General features: G+C 68.8%; 18 protein-coding genes. 8 read left to right on the top strand and 10 right to left on the bottom strand.

Going from position 1 to position 21,790, the window contains the following annotated elements:
* Positions 1 to 197: 197 nt before the first annotated feature.
* The gene (locus tag ASD05_RS20900; protein ID WP_056596520.1) at positions 198 to 3,470 is read left to right on the top strand and encodes an efflux RND transporter permease subunit; all 3,273 of its coding nucleotides are present in this window, start codon (positions 198 to 200) and stop codon (positions 3,468 to 3,470) included.
* Between the two features lie 13 nt (positions 3,471 to 3,483).
* Positions 3,484 to 4,965, top strand: coding sequence for an efflux transporter outer membrane subunit (locus tag ASD05_RS20895; RefSeq protein WP_056596517.1), 1,482 nt, complete (start codon positions 3,484 to 3,486; stop codon positions 4,963 to 4,965).
* A 100-nt stretch (positions 4,966 to 5,065) separates the two neighbouring features.
* Here the strand turns inward: ASD05_RS20895 and ASD05_RS20890 are convergent, their stop codons facing one another.
* Positions 5,066 to 5,431: an SPW repeat protein gene (locus ASD05_RS20890; protein ID WP_007833805.1), complete on the bottom strand. Its 366-nt coding sequence runs from the start codon at positions 5,429 to 5,431 to the stop codon at positions 5,066 to 5,068.
* Positions 5,432 to 5,509: 78 nt separating this feature from the next.
* Positions 5,510 to 6,376, bottom strand: a complete 867-nt coding sequence (locus ASD05_RS20885; protein WP_056596514.1) for a MurR/RpiR family transcriptional regulator — start codon at positions 6,374 to 6,376, stop codon at positions 5,510 to 5,512.
* A 137-nt stretch (positions 6,377 to 6,513) separates the two neighbouring features.
* Here ASD05_RS20885 and ASD05_RS20880 point away from each other — a divergent pair, with 137 nt between their 5' ends.
* Genes ASD05_RS20880 through ASD05_RS20870 form a run of 3 tightly spaced genes read left to right on the top strand, consistent with a single transcriptional unit; the run spans position 6,514 to position 9,484 of the window.
* Positions 6,514 to 7,857, top strand: a complete 1,344-nt coding sequence (locus ASD05_RS20880) for an aspartate aminotransferase family protein (RefSeq protein WP_056596511.1) — start codon at positions 6,514 to 6,516, stop codon at positions 7,855 to 7,857.
* A gap of 54 nt (positions 7,858 to 7,911) precedes the next feature.
* On the top strand, positions 7,912 to 8,814 hold the full coding sequence (locus ASD05_RS20875) for a transporter substrate-binding domain-containing protein (protein WP_056596508.1): 903 nt from the start codon (positions 7,912 to 7,914) through the stop codon (positions 8,812 to 8,814).
* A 13-nt stretch (positions 8,815 to 8,827) separates the two neighbouring features.
* Positions 8,828 to 9,484, top strand: coding sequence for an aspartate/glutamate racemase family protein (locus ASD05_RS20870; RefSeq protein ID WP_056596506.1), 657 nt, complete (start codon positions 8,828 to 8,830; stop codon positions 9,482 to 9,484).
* Here the strand turns inward: ASD05_RS20870 and ASD05_RS20865 are convergent.
* Positions 9,476 to 10,357, bottom strand: coding sequence for a hypothetical protein (locus tag ASD05_RS20865; protein ID WP_056596504.1), 882 nt, complete (start codon positions 10,355 to 10,357; stop codon positions 9,476 to 9,478). The two genes, ASD05_RS20870 and ASD05_RS20865, sit on opposite strands and share 9 nt — an antisense overlap.
* Before the next feature lie 147 nt (positions 10,358 to 10,504).
* Between ASD05_RS20865 and ASD05_RS20860 the strand changes: the two genes are divergently transcribed.
* On the top strand, positions 10,505 to 11,329 hold the full coding sequence (locus ASD05_RS20860) for an undecaprenyl-diphosphate phosphatase (RefSeq protein WP_007833779.1): 825 nt from the start codon (positions 10,505 to 10,507) through the stop codon (positions 11,327 to 11,329).
* 13 nt (positions 11,330 to 11,342) lie between these two features.
* Here ASD05_RS20860 and ASD05_RS20855 read toward each other — a convergent pair whose 3' ends face one another.
* On the bottom strand, positions 11,343 to 13,229 hold the full coding sequence (locus ASD05_RS20855) for an ATP-binding protein (RefSeq protein WP_056596503.1): 1,887 nt from the start codon (positions 13,227 to 13,229) through the stop codon (positions 11,343 to 11,345).
* 104 nt (positions 13,230 to 13,333) lie between these two features.
* On the opposite strand from ASD05_RS20855, the gene ASD05_RS20850 reads away from it, so the two are divergent.
* Positions 13,334 to 15,307: a YadA family autotransporter adhesin gene (locus ASD05_RS20850; RefSeq protein ID WP_056596501.1), complete on the top strand. Its 1,974-nt coding sequence runs from the start codon at positions 13,334 to 13,336 to the stop codon at positions 15,305 to 15,307.
* Between the two features lie 33 nt (positions 15,308 to 15,340).
* On the opposite strand, the gene ASD05_RS20845 is transcribed toward ASD05_RS20850, so the two are convergent.
* From ASD05_RS20845 to ASD05_RS20825, 5 genes are all read right to left on the bottom strand, one after another.
* Positions 15,341 to 16,045: a response regulator transcription factor gene (locus ASD05_RS20845; RefSeq protein WP_056596499.1), complete on the bottom strand. Its 705-nt coding sequence runs from the start codon at positions 16,043 to 16,045 to the stop codon at positions 15,341 to 15,343.
* Between the two features lie 44 nt (positions 16,046 to 16,089).
* Positions 16,090 to 16,713, bottom strand: a complete 624-nt coding sequence (locus tag ASD05_RS20840) for a GNAT family N-acetyltransferase (RefSeq protein ID WP_056596497.1) — start codon at positions 16,711 to 16,713, stop codon at positions 16,090 to 16,092.
* A gap of 61 nt (positions 16,714 to 16,774) precedes the next feature.
* Positions 16,775 to 17,578 carry an SDR family NAD(P)-dependent oxidoreductase gene (locus ASD05_RS20835; RefSeq protein ID WP_056596493.1) on the bottom strand — a complete coding sequence of 268 codons (804 nt, stop codon included), beginning with the start codon at positions 17,576 to 17,578 and terminating at the stop codon, positions 16,775 to 16,777.
* A 93-nt stretch (positions 17,579 to 17,671) separates the two neighbouring features.
* A complete protein-coding gene (locus ASD05_RS20830; RefSeq protein WP_056596490.1) occupies positions 17,672 to 18,052 on the bottom strand; it encodes a YciI family protein in 381 nt (126 codons plus the stop codon).
* A 44-nt stretch (positions 18,053 to 18,096) separates the two neighbouring features.
* Entirely contained in the window at positions 18,097 to 19,350 is a 1,254-nt protein-coding gene (locus tag ASD05_RS20825; protein WP_056596488.1) for an RNA polymerase sigma factor, read from the bottom strand.
* Between the two features lie 134 nt (positions 19,351 to 19,484).
* On the opposite strand from ASD05_RS20825, the gene ASD05_RS20820 reads away from it, so the two are divergent.
* Positions 19,485 to 20,957, top strand: coding sequence for an amidase (locus tag ASD05_RS20820; protein ID WP_056596591.1), 1,473 nt, complete (start codon positions 19,485 to 19,487; stop codon positions 20,955 to 20,957).
* Positions 20,958 to 20,972: 15 nt separating this feature from the next.
* Here the strand turns inward: ASD05_RS20820 and ASD05_RS20815 are convergent, their stop codons facing one another.
* The gene (locus ASD05_RS20815) at positions 20,973 to 21,773 is read right to left on the bottom strand and encodes an alpha/beta fold hydrolase (RefSeq protein ID WP_056596485.1); all 801 of its coding nucleotides are present in this window, start codon (positions 21,771 to 21,773) and stop codon (positions 20,973 to 20,975) included.
* Positions 21,774 to 21,790: the final 17 nt, after the last annotated feature.

The following is a 21,790-nucleotide window of genomic DNA, read 5'->3' as shown; positions in this document are numbered from 1 at the left end:
GGCTCGCAGCTGTTTGAGCGAAGCGAGTTCTGCGAGACCCCGCGAAACGCGAGCACCGCAGGTTGCCCGCAGCGAAGCGGAGGGACGCAGACAGTAGGGTCGCCTTTCTTTTGCCTACTTTTCTTTGGCGAAGCAAAGAAAAGTAGGTCGGCCGCCGGGCCGAGACCCGGCCTCCGCCCCGAGCAGGGGAAAGAGCGATGAATCTCTCGCTGCCTTTCGTCCGCCGCCCCATAGGCACAGTCCTGCTGACCATCGGCGTCGCCCTCGCAGGCATAGCTGCGTTCTTCGTCCTCCCGGTCTCTCCGCTCCCCCAGGTCGACTACCCGGTCATCTCGGTAAGAGCATCCATCCCGGGAGCAAGCCCCGAGACGATGGCAACCAGCGTGGCAACCCCGCTGGAGCGCCACCTGGGCACCATCGCTGGCGTCAACGAAATGACGTCCACCAGCTCGGTAGGCTCCTCAAGAGTCACCCTGCAGTTCGACCTGAGCCGCAACATCGACGGCGCGGCCCGCGAAGTGCAGGCCGCCATCAACGCCAGCCGCGTCGACCTTCCCGCCACGCTGCGCAGCAACCCGACCTATCGCAAGGCCAACCCGGCGGCCTCGCCGGTCATCATCCTGGCCCTCACGTCCAAGACCAAGACCCCGGGCCAGATCTACGACGCCGTCTCGAACATCGTGAGCCAGCGCCTGTCGCAGGTGGATGGTGTGGGCGACGTGGAGATCGGCGGCGGTTCGCTTCCCGCGGTGCGCGTGGAACTGCTGCCGTTCGCGCTCAACCGCTACGGCATCAGCACCGAGGACGTGCGCGCCGCCATCCAAGCCTCCAACGCCAACCGCCCCAAGGGCATCGTGCAGGGCGAAGGCCGCAAGCTCCAGATCTACACGCAGACGCCGGCCCTGCGCGCCAGCGACTACGCCTCGATGGTGGTGGCCTGGCGCAACGGCGCGGCGGTGCGGCTGCAGGACGTGGCCGAGGTGCTCGACGGGGTGGAGGACACGCGCACGCTGGGCCTCTTCAACGGCCAGCCGGCGATCGTCATCCTCATCACGCGGCAGCCCTCGGCCAACATCATCGAAACCGTGGACAGCGTGCGCGCGCTGCTGCCCGAACTGCAGGCGCAACTGCCGCCCGACGTCACGCTGCAGGTGGCGTCGGACAGCACCAACTCCATCCGCGCCTCGCTGCGCGAGGTCGAGTTCACGCTGATCGCCGCGGTGCTGCTCGTGGTGTTGGTGGTCAGCCTGTTCCTGCGCAGCGCGCGCGCCACCATCGTGCCGGCGGTGGCCACGGTGGCGGCCCTGCTCGGCACCTTCGGGGTGATGTATCTGCTGGGCTTCAGCCTCAACAACCTGAGCCTGATGGCGCTCACGGTGGCGACGGGCTTCGTGGTGGACGACGCGATCGTGGTGCTCGAGAACACCAGCCGGCACATCGAGTCCGGCATGACGCGCATGAAGGCGGCGCTGCTGGGCGCGAAGGAGGTGGGTTTTACCGTGCTGTCGATCAGCGTGTCGCTGGTGGCGGTGTTCATCCCGCTGCTGTTCATGGGCGGGCAGGTGGGGCGGCTGTTCCGCGAGTTCGCGATCACGCTGTCGGCGGCGGTGATGATCTCGCTGGTCATCTCGCTCACAACCACGCCGATGATGTGCGCATGGCTCCTGAAGCCCGGCGGCGAGCACGACAAGAACAAGCCGCAGGGACGCCTCGGCCGCATGGCGGCGCGCAGCTACGACTGGGTGCTCAAGCGCTACGAGAACAGCCTCGACTGGGCGCTCGACAGCAAGGCACTCGTCATGCTCATTCTGGTGGCGGTGGTCGGGCTCAACGTCTACCTGTTCAGCGCCGCGCCCAAGGGCTTCTTTCCGCAGCAGGACAGCGGCCAGCTCAACGGCGGGCTGCGCGCCGACCAGAGCATTTCGTCGCAGGCGCTGGCCGACAAGCTGCGGCAAGTGATCGATATCGTCCGCAAGGACCCGGCGGTCGACACGGTGATCGGCTTCACCGGCGGATCGCGTGCGGGCGGCGGCTTCATGTTCGTCAACCTGAAGCCGGCCAACCAGCGCACGGAAAGCGGCCTGGCCGTGATCGCGCGGTTGCGGCCGCAGCTCAACGAGGTGACCGGCCTGCGCGTTTTCCTCGGCCCCGTGCAGGACGTGCGCTCGGGCGGCCGCGCCAGCAATTCCACCTATCAGTATTCGCTCAAGAGCGACAGTCTGACCGATCTGCGCACCTGGGCCGTCAAGCTGTCCGACGAACTGAAGCTGCAGCCGGTGCTGACCGACATCGACACCGACCAGGACCAGAACGGCGTGGAGACGGTGGCCAAGGTCGACCCCGACAGCGCGCGCCGGCTCGGCCTGACTTCGACAGCCATCGACAACGCGCTCTACAACGCCTTCGGCCAGCGGCAGGTGGCAACCATCTACACCGAGCTCAACCAGTACCACGTGGTGATGGAGTGGGCGCCGCGCTACACGCGCAGCCCCAATTCGCTGAGCGATGTGTACGTGCCGGCGACCAAGACCTCGGTGATCGGCGGGCAGACGGTGACCACCCAGGTGGCGGCGACGACGGGCACCACGTCGTCCTCCGGCAGTTCGGCGGCATCGGCCACGGCCGCGAGCGCGACGGTGCCGGTCTCGGCCAACGCGGGCCTGCGCGGTGCGTCGACCGGCAACGTGCTCAGCAACACGGCCACTGCCCTGGTGCCGCTGTCGGCGGTGGCGAAGTTCGAGGAGCAATCGGTCGCAACCTCGGTGAGCCATGAAGACGGCGAGTTGGCGACCACGATCTCGTTCAATCTTGCCGAGGGCGCGAACCTCGGCGACGCGCGCGAGGCCATCGCGAAGGCCGAGGCCAACATCGCCATGCCCACCAACGTGCGCGGCGCATTCGCCGGCACGGCAGCCAGTGCGCAGCAGTCGCAGGGCCAGCAGTTGATGCTGATCCTGGCGGCGCTGGTCGTGATCTACATCGTGCTGGGCATCCTCTACGAAAGTCTGGTGCATCCGATCACCGTGCTGTCGACGCTGCCGTCGGCCGGCGTGGGCGCGGTGCTCGCGCTGCTGATGTTCCGCATGGAGTTCTCGATCATTGCGCTGATCGGCGTGTTCCTGCTGATCGGCATCGTGAAGAAGAACGCCATCCTGATCATCGACTTTGCGCTGGAGGCCGAGCGCTCGCGCGGGCTCACGCCGCTCGAGGCGGTGCGCGAGGCCTGCCTGCTGCGCTTCCGACCGATCCTGATGACCACGCTGGCAGCCGCGCTGGGCGCGCTGCCGCTGGCCATCGGCTTCGGGGAGGGCGCCGAGCTGCGCCGGCCGTTGGGCGTGGCCATCATCGGCGGGCTGATCGCGAGCCAGCTGTTGACCCTGTTGACGACGCCAGTGGTCTACCTGTTGCTGGACAAGCTGCGCCGCCGCAGCAAACATGAACACGAATTGAGCCGTGCCACGCCCGTCTGAGAACAACACCGCCATGAACGCACTGCTTTCCACTTCGCGCTTTTCGCTCTCGTCGCTCGCGCTCGCCGCGGCCCTCGCCGGCTGCGCCGTCGGCCCGCGCTACGTGCAGCCCACCACCGCCGCGTCCATCGACTGGAAAGAGCAGAAAACCGCCGAAGGCTGGCTCCCTGCGGCGCCCGCCGATGCGCTCGACCGCGGCGAGTGGTGGAAGCTGTTCGCCGACCCCACGCTCGACGAACTGGCCGGCCGCGTGCAGGTGTCGAACCAGAACATCGCCGCGGCGGTGGCCAACTACACGCAGGCCCAGGCGCTGGTGCGCGGCGAGCGCGCGGCGCTGTTCCCGTCGGTGTCGCTCGACGGTTCGGCCAAGCGCTCCGGCACGGTGGGCGGCAGCAGCACGTCGAGCCCGGCGAACACTTTCTCGGCCACGCTCGGCGCGAGCTGGACGCCCGACGTGTGGGGCCGCCTGCGCGAAGCCGTGAGCAGCGCGCAGGCCAACGCGCAGGCGAGCGAGGCCGATCTTGCGGCCGCGCGGCTCTCGGCCATTGGCAGCCTCGCGACCAACTACTTCTCGCTGCGTGAGGCCGATGCCGAGATCGTGCTGCTCGACGAAACCATCCAGGGCTACCAGCGCGCCTTCGAGATCACGAGCAACCGCTATGCGGCCGGCATCGCCGCACAGACCGACGTGCTGCAGGCGCAGACGCAACTCGTCAACGCCAAGGCCGAGCGCGTGGGCCTGCAGCGCACGCGCTCCACCTACGAGCATGCCATTGCGATGCTGCTGGGCGTGGCGCCGGCCGACTTCAGCCTGCCGGCGGCGCAATGGACGCCCATGGTGCCCGGCGTGCCGCTCGGCGTGCCTTCCACGCTGCTGCAGCGCCGGCCCGACATCGCGGCGGCCGAGCGCTCGGTGGCGGCGGCCAATTCGCAGATCGGCATTGCGCGCGCGGCGTACTTCCCGAACATCGGCCTCACGGCCTCGGTGGGCAGCAACGCAAGCCGCGTGAAGGATCTGTTCGGTTCGGCCAACACCCTGTGGGGGCTCGGACTGTCGGTGGCGCAGGTGATATTCGACGCGGGCGCGATTGCGGCCAATGTCGATTCCGCCAAGGCCGGCTACGAGTCCAGCGTGGCGCGCTATCGCCAGACCGTGCTCACCGCCTTCCAGGCCGTGGAAGACCAGCTCACCGCCAGCGCAACGCTCGCGCAGCAAGAGGGCCTGCGCCGCGAGGCATCCGCGGCGGCCGACAAGACCGAGCAGCAGCTGCTCAACCGCTACCGCGCCGCACAGGTGAGCTACACCGACGTGGTCACGGCACAGGCTGCCGCGCTCAGCGCGCGGCGCACGCTGGTGCAACTGCAGGTCAATCGCCAGAACACCGCCGTCGCGCTGATCCAGGCGATGGGCGGCGGATGGCAGGCCGGGTGGATGGAAGGCAACGCCAAGGCGGATGCGGCAGCACCGCACCCCGCCGCTTCCCGCACGCAGTAAAGCGGCGATGCCGGGGATGGGCGCGAGGCCCATCCGCAAGCCCGAAGGTCAGCGCAGGCGCTTCGCCGGGCCTGATCGCAATGTCACGACGTCCGGGCGGTCAATGCGCCGTACGGTCGATGGTGTGGCCCAGGTAGTCCTTGTCGGTCACCAGCACCCACAGCGCCAGCACCAGGATCACCGCGGCCACGAGCACCGCGTTGACCATGGCCATCTCGATGCCGCGGAAGCCGAGCACCCAGGGCGAAACCGCGAGCCAGGCCGCCAGGCCCACCTCGGTCCATTCTTCCCACTGCCGGGGCACGAAGGTCGCACCGAGCGCCACCGCGCCGAGCAGGATGCCGGTCGCAACCATCGTCCACATGGCGGCCGTCGTGCCCGAAAAGCCCAGAACCCAGGGCGAGACGATCAGCCAGGCGCCGGCGACGGCGTTGACAGGGTCTTGCCAATGCTTCACTTGCTTCATGGTCATTACCTCCTGTCGCGACAAGGCGCCGCGACAACGGTTGGATACACCGTTGCGGGCAGGGTTCCGCTGGACGAGCTAGCTGCCCCGGGCCGCCGGGGCCGTGAGGTAGGCCCCCGATTCGAACAGTTGCGCCTCCGCCTGGTCGATGCGCCGGATCACGGGCTTGCCGGCGCGGCTGGCCAGCAGCTCGACCAGCGCTTCCGTCACCGCCACCCCGGCCGCGACCGAGGGGAAGAACGAGGGGCTGTTGATCGTGAAGAGCAGCGTCTCGTCCGCCAGCAGCGACAGCGGCGAGGCCGCGCTGTCGGTGATGGCAACGATGCGGCAGCCCGCCGCCCGGGCCGCCTGCGCCACCTGCAGTGCCTCGCGCGAGTAGGGCGCAAAGCTCGCCACCACCAGCGCGTCGCCCTTGGCGAAGGCGCGCTGCTGCATCTCCAGCGAGCCGCCCTGGCCGTCGACCAGGTGCACGCTGGCGCGGAAGAGCCGGTACACGTAGACGAATGAAAAGGCGATCGGAAAGCACGCCCTGAAACCCGCGGCGTGCACGGCCGGCGCCTTCTCGATCAGCGCGCAGGCCTTTTGCAGCGCCTGCTCGCTCTGCTGGTGGGTGGCCTCGAGGTTGCGGCGCTGCACCTCGAACATTTCTCCGGTCAACGTCTGGTCCTTCGCGCGGCCGACGAGCTGCTTGGCGCGCCCGCCGTAGGTTTCGGAGCCCAGGCCCATGTCGGCGGCAAAGGCCTCCTTGAGCTGCGGCCAGCCCCCGAAACCCAGATGCTGCGCGAACCGCACGAGCGTGGCGGGCGTGCTCTGCGAACGCGTGCCGACGTTGCGCATCGAGCCCGTGACCACCTCGTTCGGATGGTCGAGCACGTAGCGCGCCACCTGCTGCAGTGCGGGGCTCAGTTCGTTGAAACGCTGGCGGATCTGCTCTCTGGCGCCCATGGCGGTGTCCCTCTTCGGCTGTTGCTGGAACAAATGTACCGGAGGTGGAATGTGCGAACAGTTGACGGAACAAATGTTCCAAACAATAATCCATCGGAAACGTTGGTTCCAACCCCGAGTCCAGCTTCCAGCCCGCCATGACGCACGTCTTCCACCGCCACCTTCGCCAGACCCCGCCCGTAGCCGCCGGCTCCCACGGCATGTTCATCCGTGACGCCGAGGGCCGCGAATACCTCGACGCCTCGGGCGGCGCCGCGGTGTCATCGCTGGGCCATGCGCACCCCGAGGTGCTGGCCGCCATGCACGCCCAGCTCGACAAGCTGGCCTATGCGCACACCAGCTTCTTCACGAGCGAGGTGGCCGAACAGCTGGCCGACGAGATGATCAGCTCCGCCCCCGAGGGCATGAGCCACGTCTACTTGGTGAGCGGCGGTTCGGAGGCGGTGGAGTCGGCGCTGAAGATGGCGCGGCAGTACTTCGTCGAAATCGGCCAGCCGCAGCGCACGCACTTCATCGCGCGCCGCCAGAGCTACCACGGCAACACGCTGGGCGCGCTGGCGGTGGGCGGCAACGCGTGGCGGCGCGAACCCTTCGCGCCGATCCTCGTGCCGGCCACGCATGTGGCGCCGTGCTATCCATACCGCGAGCAGCGCGCCGACGAAAGCGCCGAACAGTACGGCCTGCGCCTCGCGGCCGAACTCGAGGCGGCCATCCTCGCGCAGGGTGCCGACCGGGTGATCGCCTTCGTGGCCGAGACCGTCGGCGGCGCCACGGCCGGCGTGCTCACGCCCGTGCCGGGCTACTTCAAGGCGGTGCGCGCGGTGTGCGACAAGTACGGCGTGCTGCTGATCCTCGACGAGGTGATGTGCGGCATGGGCCGCACCGGCTCGCTGCATGCCTGCGAGCAGGAGGGCGTGGTGCCCGACCTGATGACCGTCGCCAAGGGCCTGGGCGGCGGCTACCAGCCCATCGGCGCGGTGCTGGCGCAGCGCCGCATCGTCGACGCGATGTCGAAAGGCAGCGGCTTCTTCCAGCACGGCCACACCTACCTCGGCCATCCGATGGCTTGTGCCGCTGCGCTCGCGGTGCAGCAGGTGATCCGGCGCGACGGGCTGGTGGCCAAGGTGCGCGAAGACGGCATTGCGTTCGGCGCGATGCTGGCCGAGGCGCTGGGCGCGCACCCGCATGTGGGCGACATCCGCGGCCGCGGCTTCTTCTGGGGCATCGAGTTGGTGGCCGACCGCGCGAGCAAGGCACCCTTCGATCCGGCGCTGAAGCTCAACGCCACCGTCAAGAAGGACGCCATGGCGCGCGGCCTGCTGTGCTACCCCTTCGGCGGCACGGTCGACGGCCGGCAGGGCGACCACGTGCTGCTGGCGCCGCCCTTCATCGCCACGCGGCAGGACCTGCAGGAGATCGCCGCGCGGCTCGCGGCCTCCATCGACGCTGTCACGCGGGCCGCAGCTGCAACGGCGCGCTGAGCGCTCCCCCTTTCCCGTTCGTTTTCCCTCAACCATCGTTCCGAGGAGCGTTCCATGCCCAAGCTTCGTCCGCTGTTTCCCTTCGCCGCCGTGCTTGCGGCTGTGCTCATGCCCTTCGCCGCCGCACAGGCCCAGGACAACGACACGCTCGCCAAGATCAAGGCCAGCGGCGCCATCACCTTCGGCTACCGCGAGTCGTCGTTCGGCTTCTCGTATCTCGACGGCAACCTCAAGCCCGTGGGCTACAGCATCGAGATCTGCAACCGCATTGTCGAGGCGGTGAAGACCGAGCTGAAGATGCCCGCCATCGAGATCAAGTACCAGGCCGTCACCTCGGCCAACCGCATGCCGCTGGTGCAGAACGGCACGGTCGACATCGAGTGCGGCTCCACCACCAACCTGGTCGAGCGCCAGAAGCAGGTGGCGTTCTCGCCGGACATCTTCCGCTACAACGTGCGCATGTTGGTGAAGGCAGATTCGGGCATCAAGGGCATCGCCGACCTGCAGGGCAAGACAGTGGCCACCACCACCGGCACCACCTCGTTCCGCCTGCTGCGCGAGGCTGACCGAGGCCGCAGCCTCGATGTGACCAACCTCGCGGGCAAGGACCACAGCGACTCCTTCCTGCTGGTGGAAAGCGGCCGCGCCCAGGCCTTCGTGCTCGACGACATCCTGCTGGCCGGGCAGATCGCGAATGCGCGCAACCCGAAGGACTTCATCATCACCGGCGAGAGCCTTCGCACCGAGAACCAGTCGCTCATGTTTCGCAAGGACGACCCGGCCTTCAAGGCGCTGGTCGACCGCGTGGTGTCGGGCATGATGAAGTCGGGCGAGATGGAAAAGCTCTATGCCAAGTGGTTCATGTCGCCGATTCCGCCGAAGGGCATCAACATCAACTACCCGCTCAACGCCGAGACGAAGGACGCGTTCGCGAACCCCTCGTCGAAAGGCATCTGAACCCCGTGACCCCATGACTCGCATTGCCCTGATCCACGCCCTGTCGCACTCGGTCGCGCCCATCAACGACGCCTTCGCGCGCGACTGGCCCGAGGCTCGGCGCATGAACCTGCTCGACGACAGCCTGTCGGCCGACCTCGCACGCAACGGCAGCAAGGGGCTCGACGGCGCCATGCACGAGCGCTTCCAGCGGCTCGCGCAGTACGCGGTCGACACGGGCGCGCAGGGCATCCTCTTCACCTGCTCGGCCTTCGGGCCGTGCATCGAGGCGGTGGCGCGGCGGCATGCGGGCATTCCGGTGCTCAAGCCCAACGAGGCCATGATCGACGAGGTGGCGCAAGGGCAGGGGCGGCTCGGGCTGATCGCCACCTTCGCGCCGACGCTGGCTTCGATGCCGTCCGAGTTTCCGCAGGGCACGGCAATCGAATCCGCGCTGGCCGAAGGCGCGCTCGACGCATTGAATGCCGGCGAGACGCAGCGGCACGACGCCCTGATCGCCGCGCAGGCCGCGGCCCTGAGCAAGCGCGGCTGCACGCGCATTGCCTTGGCCCAGTTCAGCATGGCGCGGGCGCGCGCGGCCTGCGAAACGGCCAGCGGCCTGCCGGTGCTGACCACGGTCGACAGCGCAGTGCGCGCACTGCGCCGTCGCATCGGGCCCGGGTCAGCGTGAGCGCGAGCCTTCGATGACCGAGAACAGCGCCGTCATCGCGATCTGCGCCGCGTCGCTGCGCCCCAGGTAGCGGGGGATGCCGGTTTCGCGGTCGGTCGCGTCCAGGCCTTGCGACAGCCGCCGGTAGATGTCCGCCGAGGGCATGCACGCCGAGGTGCCCAGCGCATCGCAATAGGTGTCGATGAGCACGCCCGCGAGCTGCTCGCTCTGCGCGTTCGACAGCTTCATCGAGGTGCCCGCGAACACGGCGGCGATGCAGTGCATCAGGTAGGCCTGCGTTTCGAGCGAGAACGACTGCTGCCGCACATAGCACTCGACGGCTGCCCAGAACAGCGGCTCGGAGGTGCGGCGCCAGCTTTCCAGCACCTTGCGCGCCTTGGCCACCAGGTCGGCGTGCGCATCGCCGGGCTCGGTGGGGCGCAGCGCCAGGCCCTGCAGCGTGAGCGCGGCCTCGGGGCCGGCCGTACCGAGGATGAAGCTCCAGAACTTCCAGCGGGCGTACCACTTCTTGTCGTGCGCCGGGTCCAGCGTTTCGAGCAGCCAGAAATCGATGCTCTGCATGGCGTCGACCTGCTGTTCGGCCATGTTGCCGCCGCCGAGGTCCAGCACCGGCATGCCCGACTGCATGCGGTCGGCCGCGATGTGGCCCTGCGCCACGATGCAGGCGCTCGTGCCCGTGCGGTCGATGTCGAGCAGCCGCTGCATCAGCTGCTGCAGCTCGCCGGCCGATGCGCCGGTGGCCTCGGCCACCCGCCGCATCGAGGCGCGCTGCTCGCGCTCGAGATCCTGCGCGTTCTTCCGGCGGTCTTCGCCGTGGTCGTCGGCGGTAGAGGCGTGTTCTTCGAGCCCGTCGCTGGGCGTGAACGTTCGCATTGATCAAAGCTCCTTCGGGCGCCACACATGCCCGAACATGCCCGACTGTGTGCCAACGCACCGGGTCTGAACATCACCCGAACAGGGGAGCCTGAATGGCGCCTGACTGCTCCCTCGCGATAATGGCCGCTCTTCAAAGGAGTGCGCGTGGACATTGTTTTGCTGGTCAAGGCCGCCGTGATGGGCATCGTCGAAGGGCTGACCGAATTCCTGCCGATCTCGTCGACCGGCCACCTGATTCTTGCGGGCTCGCTGCTCGGTTTCGACGACGACAAGGCCAAGGTCTTCGACATCGCCATCCAGACCGGCGCGATCTTCGCGGTGATCCTGGTCTATTGGCACAAGATCAAGTCGACCGTCGTCGCGCTGCCCCGGCAGCCGAAGGCGCAGCGCCTGGCGCTGAACATCTTCATCGGCTTCCTGCCGGCGGTGGTGCTGGGCCTGCTGTTCGGCAAGGCCATCAAGGCCCACCTGTTCATTCCGACCGTGGTGGCGAGCACCTTCATCATCGGTGGCTTCATCATCCTGTGGGCCGAGAAGCGGCCGCCGGGTTCGGTACGCGTGGAGCATGTCGACGACATGTCGCCATGGGATGCGCTCAAGGTGGGCCTGGTGCAGTGCTTCGCGATGATCCCGGGCACCAGCCGCAGCGGCTCGACCATCATCGGCGGCATGCTGCTGGGGTTGTCACGACAGGCAGCGACCGATTTCTCGTTCTTCCTCGCAATCCCGACGCTGATCGGCGCCGGCGTGTACAGCCTCTACAAGGAGCGCGCGCTGCTGTCGGTGGCCGACCTCCCGCTGTTCGCGGTGGGGCTGGTGTTCTCGTTCATCAGCGCATGGTTGTGCGTGCGCTGGCTGCTGAAGTACATCAGCACCCACAACTTCATTCCGTTCGCGTGGTACCGCATCGCCTTCGGCATCGTGGTGCTGGCCACCGCGTGGAGCGGGGCGGTGGTCTGGGCGGAGTAACTTTGCGCGGCGCTCAGCTTGCCTTTGCCGCCAGCGGCACCTGAAGCGTCAGCCGCGTCTCGCCCGGGCGCGACTGCAGCCGCAGTTCGGCCCCGAGGCGCCGCGCCCGGGCGCGCAGGCTGCGCAGTCCGGCACCCGCGCCCTTGTCGGCTCCATCGACCACGAAGCCGCGACCGTCGTCGCGCACGCTGAGCTGCAGACCCGCGCCGGTGCGCGTCACGGCCACGTCCACGCGCCGGCCTGCGCTGTGCTTGAGCGCGTTCGTCAGCGCCTCCTGCAGGAAGCGCAGCAGGTCGAGGCTCTGTGACGGCGGCAGCTCGAGCGTCTCGATGTTCGATACCTGCCAGCGGCAGTCGATGCCGTTCGCATCGAGCAGCTGCGAGGTGCGGTGGCGCAAGGGCGCGAGCAGCTCGCCGAACGCACGCGCACCGTCGTGCTGGCCCGTGGCCTCGATGATCAGCCGCAGGTCGTCGCGCAGGCTCTTGAGCATCGCGAGCAGTGCGGGCGCGGAAAGCTCTTCGGGCCTGCGTTCGAGTGTCGCGATGCTGCCGACCAGCATGCCGCCCAACCCGTCGTGCAGGTCGCTCGCGAGGTTCACGCGCTCGCCGATGCGCGCATGTGCCAGTTCCAGCGCATGCTGCTGCGCGAGCGTGGCGGCCAGCTCGGCCTTGGCGGTGTTCACCTCTTCGATGAGCTCGGTGTTGAAGTTTTCGATGCGCTTCAGGCTGCTCACGAAGCGCCCGGCCTGCGTCAGCGCCATGCCCAGCAACAGCACGTACGACGACATGGTCGTGTAGTAGATGTTGCTGTGGATCACCTGCGTGAACACCAGCAGGTCGTGCATTGCCGTTGCCGCCGACACGGCCATGAAGGGCGCGAGCGAACGCATCGGGCTCGCGCGGTGTCGCAGGGCATGCATGATCGATGCGCTGTTCACCGCAATGACCGTGAGGCCGCCCACCAGCGTCCAGATGGCGCGGTGAACCGGCAGGTCCAGGCCGCTCGCCAGCCACAGATCGAGCACGCCGGCCAGCGCGACCAACAGTGCCGCCGCTTCAAGGCGCGGCATGCGCGATGCGCAGAAGCGCAGCGCAAAGACGATGTAGGACACGCCAAAAACCAAGAGCAGCGAAGTGTTGAGCGCCTGCCACCCGTGGTTGGAGGCAAACGGCCAGGGGCTGGTCGCGATCTGGTTGTAGCCGAACAGCAGCCACAGCACCGACATCAGCGCGAACCATCCGTAGGCCGCCTCGCGCCGCCGCAGCAGCCACAGCGCGGCGAAGAACGCCGAGACCGCCGCGCTCACCGCGAGGCCCAGCACCTGCAGGTCGCGGCGCACGAACCGCTCCCGCTCGTAGGTCGCCTGCACGGCGGCGGGCCTGCCGAGACTGACCGGGCCCAGGCCGGCCTGGTAGGCAGACAGGCCCGAGACGCGGACCGTCAGCATGTTGGTGGCGCCCGGCTTCAGCAGCGGCGGCGCCAGCAGCCAGTAGCGCGGCATGTTCCAGGCGCGGGTCAGCGGTTCGACCAGGTTTTGGTCGCGCGAGATCGGCGTGCCGTTCAGCGAAACCTCGCCGGCCATGTTGAGGTAGTGCAGCAGCAGGCCCGTTTCATTGGTCTGCGCGGGCTGGACCCAGGTCAGCCGGTACCAGACCACGCCGTCGAAGCCGGGCCAGCGTTCGGCCCAGCTGTCGGGCAGCGTGACGCGCGTCCAGCCGTCGGTCGGCGGGCTGGTCTCGGTCCAGCCCGTGCCTCGCACCGCTTCGACGCGGAGTTCGGGAGGAGGAGGCTGCTGCGCCAGCGTCCTCGCGGGGATGAAAACAAGGAGGAAGAAAAGAAAGGCGCCCATCAACGCGGCAAGCAATGCCTGTGCGGGCGACCCGGGCTGCCGGCTCCTCATCGATCCAGATCCTTCATTTACCAGTTCTCGGGGATGGCCTCGATGAAAACGAAAAGACACACTTTGCCATGTTTTGTCTTAGTTGTTCACAGGGGGAGAAGTCCATGTCCATCCGGATCCACGCGCAACTGCTGGCGATTGCCTTGTCTTTCGCGGGAAGCGCATATGCCGCCGGCTATGCCGCCGGTGGTGCGGGCAACGCAGGCGCCCAGCCCGGGTGGTCGTCCAGCGCCGGCGGCGGCGCGGCTACGGTCTCAGGAGACGGTTCCACCGCGATCGGTGCGGGTGGCGATGGCAGCAACGGAACTGCTGGCGGAACCGGTGGAACGGGCGGCGTTGGCGCCAGTGCGACCGCGAATGGTTCGACGGCCATCGGGGGCGGCGGAACCGCGGGGCAAGGTACCGCGGGCGGCACGGGCGGGGCAGGGGGAAGCGGCGCTCAGGCCACGTCCTCCGGCGCCATTGCCGTCGGCGCTGGCGGCACCGGCCTTGACGGTTGCTGCGGCTTCGGCGGCCGGGCCGGCGGCAGCGGCGCGCAGGCGACGGGCAACTCGGCGGTCGCCATCGGAAGCGCCTCGGGCACCAGCCAGGGCGCATTGGCGTCCGGCAACGGCAGCACGGCGATCGGCGGCGCAAACGGCGGTGCTTCGGGCGCGGCGGCGCTTGCGACAGGCGGTGTGGCCATAGGCTCGGGCAGTCGGGTCGAAAGCGGTGCGAGCGGCAGCGCGGCCATTGGCGCGAACTCCGTTGCCACGGCGGCGAATACGGTCTCCTTCGGGTCCACCGGCCAAACGCGTGGCCTGGTCAACGTCAGTGCGGGATCGGTGACCGCCACGAGCACCGACGCCGTCAACGGCAGCCAGCTGTACTCGGTGCGAGAGACCGCCGACACGGCTATGGCAACCGCCAGCGGCGCAACGGCCGTGGCTGCTTTTGCCCAGGGCGCTGCGGCGTCAGCCGAGGGCACGGCGAACACTGCGCTTGCCAATGCAGGCACGGCACAGGCCATGGCGAGCGGAGCCCAGACAGCGGCTGCTGCTGCCCAAGGCACGGCGAACACCGCGCTCGCCAATGCGGGCACGGCCCAGACCACGGCCAACGGTGCCCAAGCTGCGGCAACGGCTGCCCAGGGCACGGCGAACACCGCCCTGGGCGTGGCGAACAACTCGGTCCAGTACGGCCCGGGTGGCGCGACCGTCAGCCTGAATGCCAACGGCGGCGCGGGAACCACGCTCAGCAACGTTCGCGCCGGCACGGCCATGACGGATGCCGCCAACGTCGGGCAGGTCCAGCAGGCCGAGCAAGGCGCCGTGGCGACCTCCAACAGCTTCACGGTGCAGCAGGTGGCCGCATTGCAGAGCGTCATGAATCAGGCCCTTGCCAATGGCCTGTGCAGCTTCAGCGGAGGCAGCGTGACCTGCGGCACGGGCAGCAAGGCCACCGGTGCGGGCGCCACGGCGATGGGCACCAATGCGACGGCCAATGGCGACAGCACCACCGCCGTCGGCAGCGGCGCCGAGGCCCGTTATGCCGGCTCGGTCGCCATCGGTGCAGGCGCCAGGGCGCTGGCCGATCCCACCACCGCCGTAGGCAACAACGCGGTGGCCACCGGCAACAACGCCGTGGCGCTCGGGGCCAACACGCTGGCCTCGGGCAGCAATGCGGTTGCGCTGGGCCAGGGCTCGGTGGCGGATCGCGACAACACCGTGTCGGTGGGCAACGCGGCCACCGGGCAGTTGCGCGGCATTGCGAATGTCGCGCCCGGCATGCTGGGCACCGACGCCGTCAACGTCAACCAGCTGCAGCAGGCGGTGAGCAGCGCGACCAGCCAGGCGAATGCCTTTGCCGCAAAGGGCATTGCAGCGGCGCTCGCCATGCCCTCCATGCCGACGCTCGCAGCAGGCAAGAAGTGGATGGGGGCCGCCGCGGGCAACTACGCCGGCGCATCCGCCATCGGCTTCGCTTTCGGCTACCAGGTCAACGACAACCTGAACCTGGGACTGGGTGTCTCCACCGCCACCAGCAGCGGCAGCAGCAACCGCGTTGCCGCCCGCGTTCAGGCGGGCTACGCATGGTGAAGGCCAGGGGGAAGAAGGCCGCGGCGCGTCAGGTCAGCGCAGCAAGCCGTGTCGCCGGCCCTCGAAGACGGCCTCGGTGCGCGAGCTGACGGCCAGCTTGCGGTAGATGTTCTTGGTGTGGCATTCCACGGTCAGCCTGGAGATCGAGAGTGATTCGGCCATATCGCGGTTGCTCAGGCCTTGCGAGACGAGTTCCAGTATCTCGCGCTCCCGGCGCGTGAGCGCGGCCGGTGCTTCTGTGGATGCCTGCACTGCCGCTTCGGCCGGCGGCGGCTGGTGCGTTGCCAGCCAGGCGAGGATGTGGCGCGCGATGCTCGGGTCGATGGGCGCGCCGCCCTGTTCGATGCTGCGCAGCGCGATGCCCAGCTCGATGTCGTCGCGCTCCTTGAGCAGGTAGCCGATGGCGCCTGCGCGCAGGGCTGCGAAGATGATTTCCTCCGTGCGCCAGGCCGAGATCACCACCGCCGGAACGCCCGGGTGGTGCGTTTGCAGCCAGCCGATGAGCTCGACCCCGCTGCCGTCGGGCAGGCCGATGTCCACCAGCACCAAGCCGTAGCCCTGTTCGCCCAGAAGCTGCCGGGCACCGGCGACGCTGTCGGTCACCGAAATGCGGCTCTCGTCGCAGCCGAGGGTGGACAGCACGTAGCGCAGGCGCTCCTGCATGGCCGGCTCGTCCTCGACGATCAGCGTGGGGCTCAGCGAAACGGGTTCGGCGTGTTCTGTCGGAAGGGGAGACATGCGGCGGATTCTTCGGCCAGGCCGGTGAGCCGGGCGCAAGGTATTTACTTATTTTCCAGACTTGTTGCCAACGATTGCCGGGCAGGCCTGCACATGATCAGGTAAGTCGAGTTCGTGATCGGCTCCAGGTGCTCCGCTTCGCCACGGAAGCCCAGCCGCTCGTAGAAGGCTACGCTGCGCGGCGTGAAGGTTTCCAGGAAGCAGGGCACGCCCGCCGCGTCGGCCTCGGCCAGCGTAGGCGCCAGCAGCTGCGCGCCCAGCCCGCGCCCCTGTGCATCGGGCGAGATGCCGAGGATCGACAGGTACCAGGCATGCGCCGGCACCACGGCCGGCGAGCGCGCGGCCATGAAATCGACGATGCGGCGGTAGTTGCCGTGGCCCCGCGGGCCCAGTGCGTCGGCGAGGTAATCGCTCTTCGCCGCCGACTCGGCCGCGTCGATCGCATCGGCGCGAGGCAGCAGCCAGGCCGCCGCCCCGAGCCGGGCGTCTTCGGCGGCGAGGTAGCGGCCTGTGCGCACGGCCTCGCCCAGCGAGTAGGCGAAGTAGTTGGCGAGCACCGCCTTGCGCCGCGGCATGTCGTGCTCGAAATCGACGGAGATCGCGAGATAGAACGGGTCGACGATCAGTGCGTCGGCCAGCGCAGGCGCTGACGGAAATTCGGGCTGCATGCGGAATCGGCAAGGTTCGGGAATGACCCGGGCGATTCTAGGGAGCCATGGCGGCCGCGCCTCAATCCAGCGTGACACCCCCGCTCAGGTTCAGCACCGCGCCGGTCATCGCGCCCGCGCCATCGGAGGCCGCGAACAGCGCGGCGGCCGCCATCTGGTCGAGCGAGGGCAGACGCTGCACCAGCAGGCCGGGCGGCTTGGCCGCGAGCATCTGCTCGACCGTGAGCCCCATGCTCTCGGCGGCCGGGCGGAACACCTCGCGGGCGTGCGACCCGGCCGTCACCGCCTCGGGAATGGCGTGCGAGCGGATGCACACGGTGCGGATGTTGAAGGCCGCCAGCTCGCCCGCCATGTGGCGCGAAAGCGCCTCCACACCCGCGCAGGCCACCGCGTGGCCCAGGTAGCCCGGCCCCGGCAGGCGCGAGGCTGGCGTGGACACCGAAAGAATCACGCCCCCGCCGCGCTTCGCCATGTGCGGCGCCACGGCCCTGGCCGTGAGAAAGCAGCTGCGGGTGTAGGCCTGCACGGGCAGGAAGAAGTCTTCCAGCGGCAGCGCCGCGAGCGGCGTGCCCTGCACGTGCATCACGCCGATGGCGTTGAGCGCGATGTCGATGCCGCCGGCGCATTCGGCCACTTCGGCGGCGTGGCGGATCATGGCCTGCTCATCGAGCGCATCGACCACGGCCGCCTCGGCGCGCGCGCCCTCGGTTTCGATGGCCCGCACTGCCGCATCGAGCCTGGCGCGGTCGCGCCCCGTGATGAACACCCTGGCGCCTTCACGCGCGAAGGCGCGGGCCGCCGCGCCGCCGATGGCACCGCTGCCACCGTGAACCACCACGCACTTGTTCCTGAACGTCTGCGACATCGTTTCTCCTCGGGTTGCCGCCCGCGACATGCGGGCGTTCCATCCAAGGACGCGGGGCGGTGGTCCGATCCGACATCGCCGGCAGATCTTTTTTCAAACCTGCGGAATTCGCGCCGGAATCACGCCCGGGTCGTACCAGGTGATCGGCCTGATCTCGAAAACCCCGCCCTCGAAGGCCAGCCGGTGCGCCGCGTGGGTCGCTTCCTCGACCGACTCGCACTCCACGATGTAGATGCCCATGAGCTGCTCCTTCGTCTCGGCGAAGGGCCCGTCGGTGACCAGCGGGTGCATGTCGCCCGCCTGGCGCACCGTGGTCGCCACGTTCGGCATCAGCCGCAGCACGGTGCCGAGCTTGCCCTGCGTCTGGAGGTCCTCGCGCAGGTCGGTGTGGCGTTCGAGCATTTCCTCTTCGACGCCCGGTTCCCAGGCGGCCACCGTGGATTCGGAGCCGTAGATGAGGATGGAATAGAGCATGGTCTTCCTTTTCTTTCCGTGGTTCGTGGCGGGGTGAGTCGGTATCAGCCGGGCGTGCCGATGCGGTCGAGCATTGCCCGGATGTGCGCTGCCTCGGCGGCGGTGCGGGCCATGCCGAGTGCGCGCGCGAAGGCGGCGCGGGCCTCGTCGGCGCGCTTCAGCTGCATCAGCAGCGCGCCCTGCAGGCCGTGAAAGTGGAAGTAGCCGTCCAACGCGCCGGCCAGCGGTTCGGTCAGCGCCAGCGCGGTCTGCGGCCCGTGCAGCTTGTGCACCGCCACCGCGCGGTTCAGCGTGACGACCGGCGAGGGCTGCAGGGTTTCGAGCGCGGCGTAGAGGCGGTCGATCTCGGCCCAGTCCGAGTCCCCGGCGTGCGCGGCCTGCGCGTGGGTGGCGGCGATGGCGGCCTGCAGCTGGTAGGGGCCGGGCCTGCGCTGCCGCAGCGCGCCTTCGACCAGCGCCAGCCCCTCGGCGATGAGCGCGCAGTTCCAGCGCGTGCGGTCCTGGTCTTCGAGCAGCACGACCATGCCGCCGTCATCGAGCCGCACATCGGCGCGCGCATGCTGCAGCAGGAGCAGGGCGACCAGGCCCATCAGCTCGGGCTCGCCGGGGAACAGCTCGAGCAGCAGCCGCGCGAGGCGTATGGCTTCCTCGCACAGCGCGGCGCGCACGTGCTCCTCGCCGCCGCTGGCCGAATAGCCTTCGTTGAAAAGCAGATAGACGGTGGTGCACACGGCAGCCAGCCGCTCGTCGCGCTCGCGCCGGCCCGGCGTGTCGAAGGGAATGCCGGCCGAGGCCACGCGCTTCTTGGCGCGGGTGATGCGCTGCTCCATCGCGCTTTCGCCGACCAGGAAGGCGCGTGCGATCTCCCGCACCGACAGGCCCGAGACGATGCGCAGCGCCAGCGCGATCTGCTGCGTCAGCGGCAGCTCGGGGTGGCAGCAGACGAAGAGCAGGCGCAGCACGTCGTCGCGGTAGTGCGTCTGGTCGAGCTGCTCGACCAGGGCGGCTTCGGTGTCGTCGAGGTCGGAAATGAGCGCGTCGTCCTCCGGTAGCGCCTCGTGCTGGTTGCGCCGGCGCACCTCGTCGAGCGCCGCGTTGCGCCCGACGAAGATCAGCCAGGCCAGCGGATCGCGCGGCGGGCCGCTCGCGGGCCAGTGCCGCAGGGCGCGCAGGCTGGCTTCCTGGAAGGCTTCCTCGGCCATGTCGAGCTCGCGGAAGTAGCGCAGCAGCGCGGCCACCGCGCGCGGGCGCGAGGCGGTCAGCGTGGTGGCGATCCAGGCGGTGTCGTCGTCGGTCATGCGGCGCGCTTGCTTGTCTGCTTGCTTGTCCTTCGTTCCTGCTCACCCAAGGACGCATCAGTATGCGTCGCGCCGACACGCTCGGCAAAATCGGACGCACTTTCCTCGACGAACAAGAAATGGAGCACCGCGAAATGACGCTGGCAATGAGCTGGAGCGAATGGGCCGATCACGACGGCATCGGTTTGGCCGAACGAGTCCGCAAGGGTGATGTGACGGCGGCGGAACTGGCTGCGCAGGCGGCGGCCGGCATCGCGAAGGTCAACCCGCAGCTCGACGCGGTCGTCGAAGTGTTCGACGACGTGGTGGCCGACCCGCTGAAGGACGGCATGAACCCCGACGGCGTGTTCGCGGGCCTGCCCTACCTCATGAAGGACCTCGGCCCGACGCTGAAGGGCCGGCTGCAGGAATTCGGCTCGATGATGATGCAGGGCCATCGCCCGGCGGCCGACAGCTTCCTCACGCAGCAGCTGCGCAAGGCGGGGCTCAACATCGTGGGCCGCAGCACCACGCCGGAGTTCGGCGTGTGCAGCTCGGCGGAGAACGCCTTCCACGTCACGCGCAACCCCTGGGACCTCGAATACACCACCTGCGGCTCGTCGGCCGGCACGGCGGCGATCGTGGCGGCCGGCGTGCTGCCGCTGTCGCATGCCACCGACGGCGGCGGCTCCATCCGCATTCCGGCGGGCGTGAACGGCAACATCGGCCTGAAGGTGTCGCGCGGCGTGTTCTCGCTGGCGCCGGGGCTGTCGGATCTTTCCGGGCTGGTGTCGATCCAGGGCTGCCACAGCCGCACCGTGCGCGACACGGCCGCCTTCGTCGACCATTGCCGCGGCGGCGCCCCCGGCGAGTTCATGCCCTTCTGGTCGCCGGCCGAGCCGTACAGCGAACTCATCCGGCGCGACCCGGGCCGCCTGCGCATCGCGCTGTCGCATGAGTGGGGCGACTTCCGCGCCACGCCGCATTTCGTGGCCGAGCTGGAGCGCGTGGGCAGGTTCCTCGAGGGGCTGGGCCATCACGTCGAATGGGTGCTGCCGGCGGTCGACTTCAAGGCCGCCTTCGACGCACAGACCACCTGCTACATCAGCAACTTCGCGCAGGTCATCGACGGCCACCTACACCGGCTGGGGCTGGAGCGCCCGCCGGCCGAGCTGCTGGAGCCGATCAACATCAAGATCTGGGAAGCCGGGCTGCACACCTCATACACCGAGCGCTCGAAGATGCAGGCGGTGTTCAACACCACCTCGCGCGCCTTCGGCGACTTCTTCCAGCGCTGGGACATCATCCTCACACCCATCACCGCGCTGCCCACGCCGAAGGTGGGCACCAGCGAGTACCTCACGACCAGCACGAACCCGTCGGTCTACGACTGGTTCGCCAACCTCTGGCAGAACTTCGCCTACACGCCGCTGGCCAACCTGTGCGGCATGCCGGGCATCTCGCTGCCGATGGCTGCGCAGGAAAACGGGCTGCCGCTGGGCATCCAGGCCCAGGCTGCGCAGGCGAACGACGGGCTGCTGCTGCAACTGGCGGCGCAGATCGAGCGGGCGCTCGGGGGCCAATGGAATTCGGGCAAGCGGCCCGGGGTGCACGTTACCCAAGAGTGAGGGCGCGGCGGCCGCTCAGAGCAGGTTGCGCAGCGCCGCCTCGATGGCAGCGGCGGTGGCCAGCGGCTTTTCCATGGGAAACAGATGGCCGCCGTCGAGCATCGCGATGCGTCCCTTGGTGACTTGCTCGGTCATCGCCATGCCCACCTGCTTCATCTCCACCGACTGGCGCCCGCCGATGAAGGCCACCTTGCACTTGGGCGGGTGGCGGCGCAGCAGGGCGCCGAGGTTGTGGGGCAAGGTGTTGTAGATGGCCGTTTCCACGTTGCGGTCGAAGCTCAGCTCGCGCGTGTCTTCCCCCTCGAAGGTGCCGTGGTCGATGTAGTCGTGCAGCACCTGCTCGTCCCACTTCGCGAAAGCCTTTTTGCTGCGGAAGTGCTCGAACACCGCCTCCCGGTGCGCCCAGCTGTTCCTGCGCCGGTGGCTGATGGCGCCGGGCGAAATGCTCTTCATGAGCGGTGTGCGCTTGACGACATTGAGCGTGTTCGCGCGCCAGCCGCTGAGGATCGGCGAATCGAGCAGCACCACGCCGCAGGCGAGCTCCGGGTGCAGCGCCGCGCACATCAGGCTCAGGATTCCGCCAAGCGAATGGCCGACCAGGAACACCGGTCTGCCGGCGCGGCCCGCGTGCTGCTGCGCAAAGTCGGCCAGCTGCTGCACGAGGTGCGGCCAGTTGTCGGTGACGGGGTACTTCGGGTCGTGCCCGAACTTCTCGATGGCGTCGACCTCGAAGCCGCGGCTGCGCAGGCTGTCGAGAACGACGCGGTAGGTGCTCGCGGGAAAGCTGTTGCCGTGCGAGAAGACGACGGGAGGCATCACCACAGCCGCACCGG

This window comes from Variovorax sp. Root434 (assembly GCF_001426595.1).
GTDB lineage: Bacteria > Pseudomonadota > Gammaproteobacteria > Burkholderiales > Burkholderiaceae_C > Variovorax.
This window is presented reverse-complemented; position numbering and strand designations above follow the sequence as displayed.

Bases quoted from the DNA above. Each gene is read 5' to 3' on its own strand.
- ASD05_RS20885 (WP_056596514.1), bottom strand. From the start codon at position 6,376: ATGGGCGCCAGAGAGCAGATCCGCCAGCGTTTCAACGAACTGAGCCCC.
- ASD05_RS20895 (WP_056596517.1), top strand. From the start codon at position 3,484: ATGAACGCACTGCTTTCCACTTCGCGCTTTTCGCTCTCGTCGCTCGCG.
- ASD05_RS20830 (WP_056596490.1), bottom strand. From the start codon at position 18,052: ATGCTCTATTCCATCCTCATCTACGGCTCCGAATCCACGGTGGCCGCC.
- ASD05_RS20815 (WP_056596485.1), bottom strand. From the start codon at position 21,773: ATGCCTCCCGTCGTCTTCTCGCACGGCAACAGCTTTCCCGCGAGCACC.
- ASD05_RS20850 (WP_056596501.1), top strand. From the start codon at position 13,334: ATGTCCATCCGGATCCACGCGCAACTGCTGGCGATTGCCTTGTCTTTC.
- ASD05_RS20825 (WP_056596488.1), bottom strand. From the start codon at position 19,350: ATGACCGACGACGACACCGCCTGGATCGCCACCACGCTGACCGCCTCG.
- ASD05_RS20865 (WP_056596504.1), bottom strand. From the start codon at position 10,357: ATGCGAACGTTCACGCCCAGCGACGGGCTCGAAGAACACGCCTCTACC.
- ASD05_RS20845 (WP_056596499.1), bottom strand. From the start codon at position 16,045: ATGTCTCCCCTTCCGACAGAACACGCCGAACCCGTTTCGCTGAGCCCC.
- ASD05_RS20840 (WP_056596497.1), bottom strand. From the start codon at position 16,713: ATGCAGCCCGAATTTCCGTCAGCGCCTGCGCTGGCCGACGCACTGATC.
- ASD05_RS20900 (WP_056596520.1), top strand. From the start codon at position 198: ATGAATCTCTCGCTGCCTTTCGTCCGCCGCCCCATAGGCACAGTCCTG.
- ASD05_RS20855 (WP_056596503.1), bottom strand. From the start codon at position 13,229: ATGAGGAGCCGGCAGCCCGGGTCGCCCGCACAGGCATTGCTTGCCGCG.
- ASD05_RS20875 (WP_056596508.1), top strand. From the start codon at position 7,912: ATGCCCAAGCTTCGTCCGCTGTTTCCCTTCGCCGCCGTGCTTGCGGCT.
- ASD05_RS20890 (WP_007833805.1), bottom strand. From the start codon at position 5,431: ATGAAGCAAGTGAAGCATTGGCAAGACCCTGTCAACGCCGTCGCCGGC.
- ASD05_RS20880 (WP_056596511.1), top strand. From the start codon at position 6,514: ATGACGCACGTCTTCCACCGCCACCTTCGCCAGACCCCGCCCGTAGCC.
- ASD05_RS20870 (WP_056596506.1), top strand. From the start codon at position 8,828: ATGACTCGCATTGCCCTGATCCACGCCCTGTCGCACTCGGTCGCGCCC.
- ASD05_RS20820 (WP_056596591.1), top strand. From the start codon at position 19,485: ATGACGCTGGCAATGAGCTGGAGCGAATGGGCCGATCACGACGGCATC.
- ASD05_RS20835 (WP_056596493.1), bottom strand. From the start codon at position 17,578: ATGTCGCAGACGTTCAGGAACAAGTGCGTGGTGGTTCACGGTGGCAGC.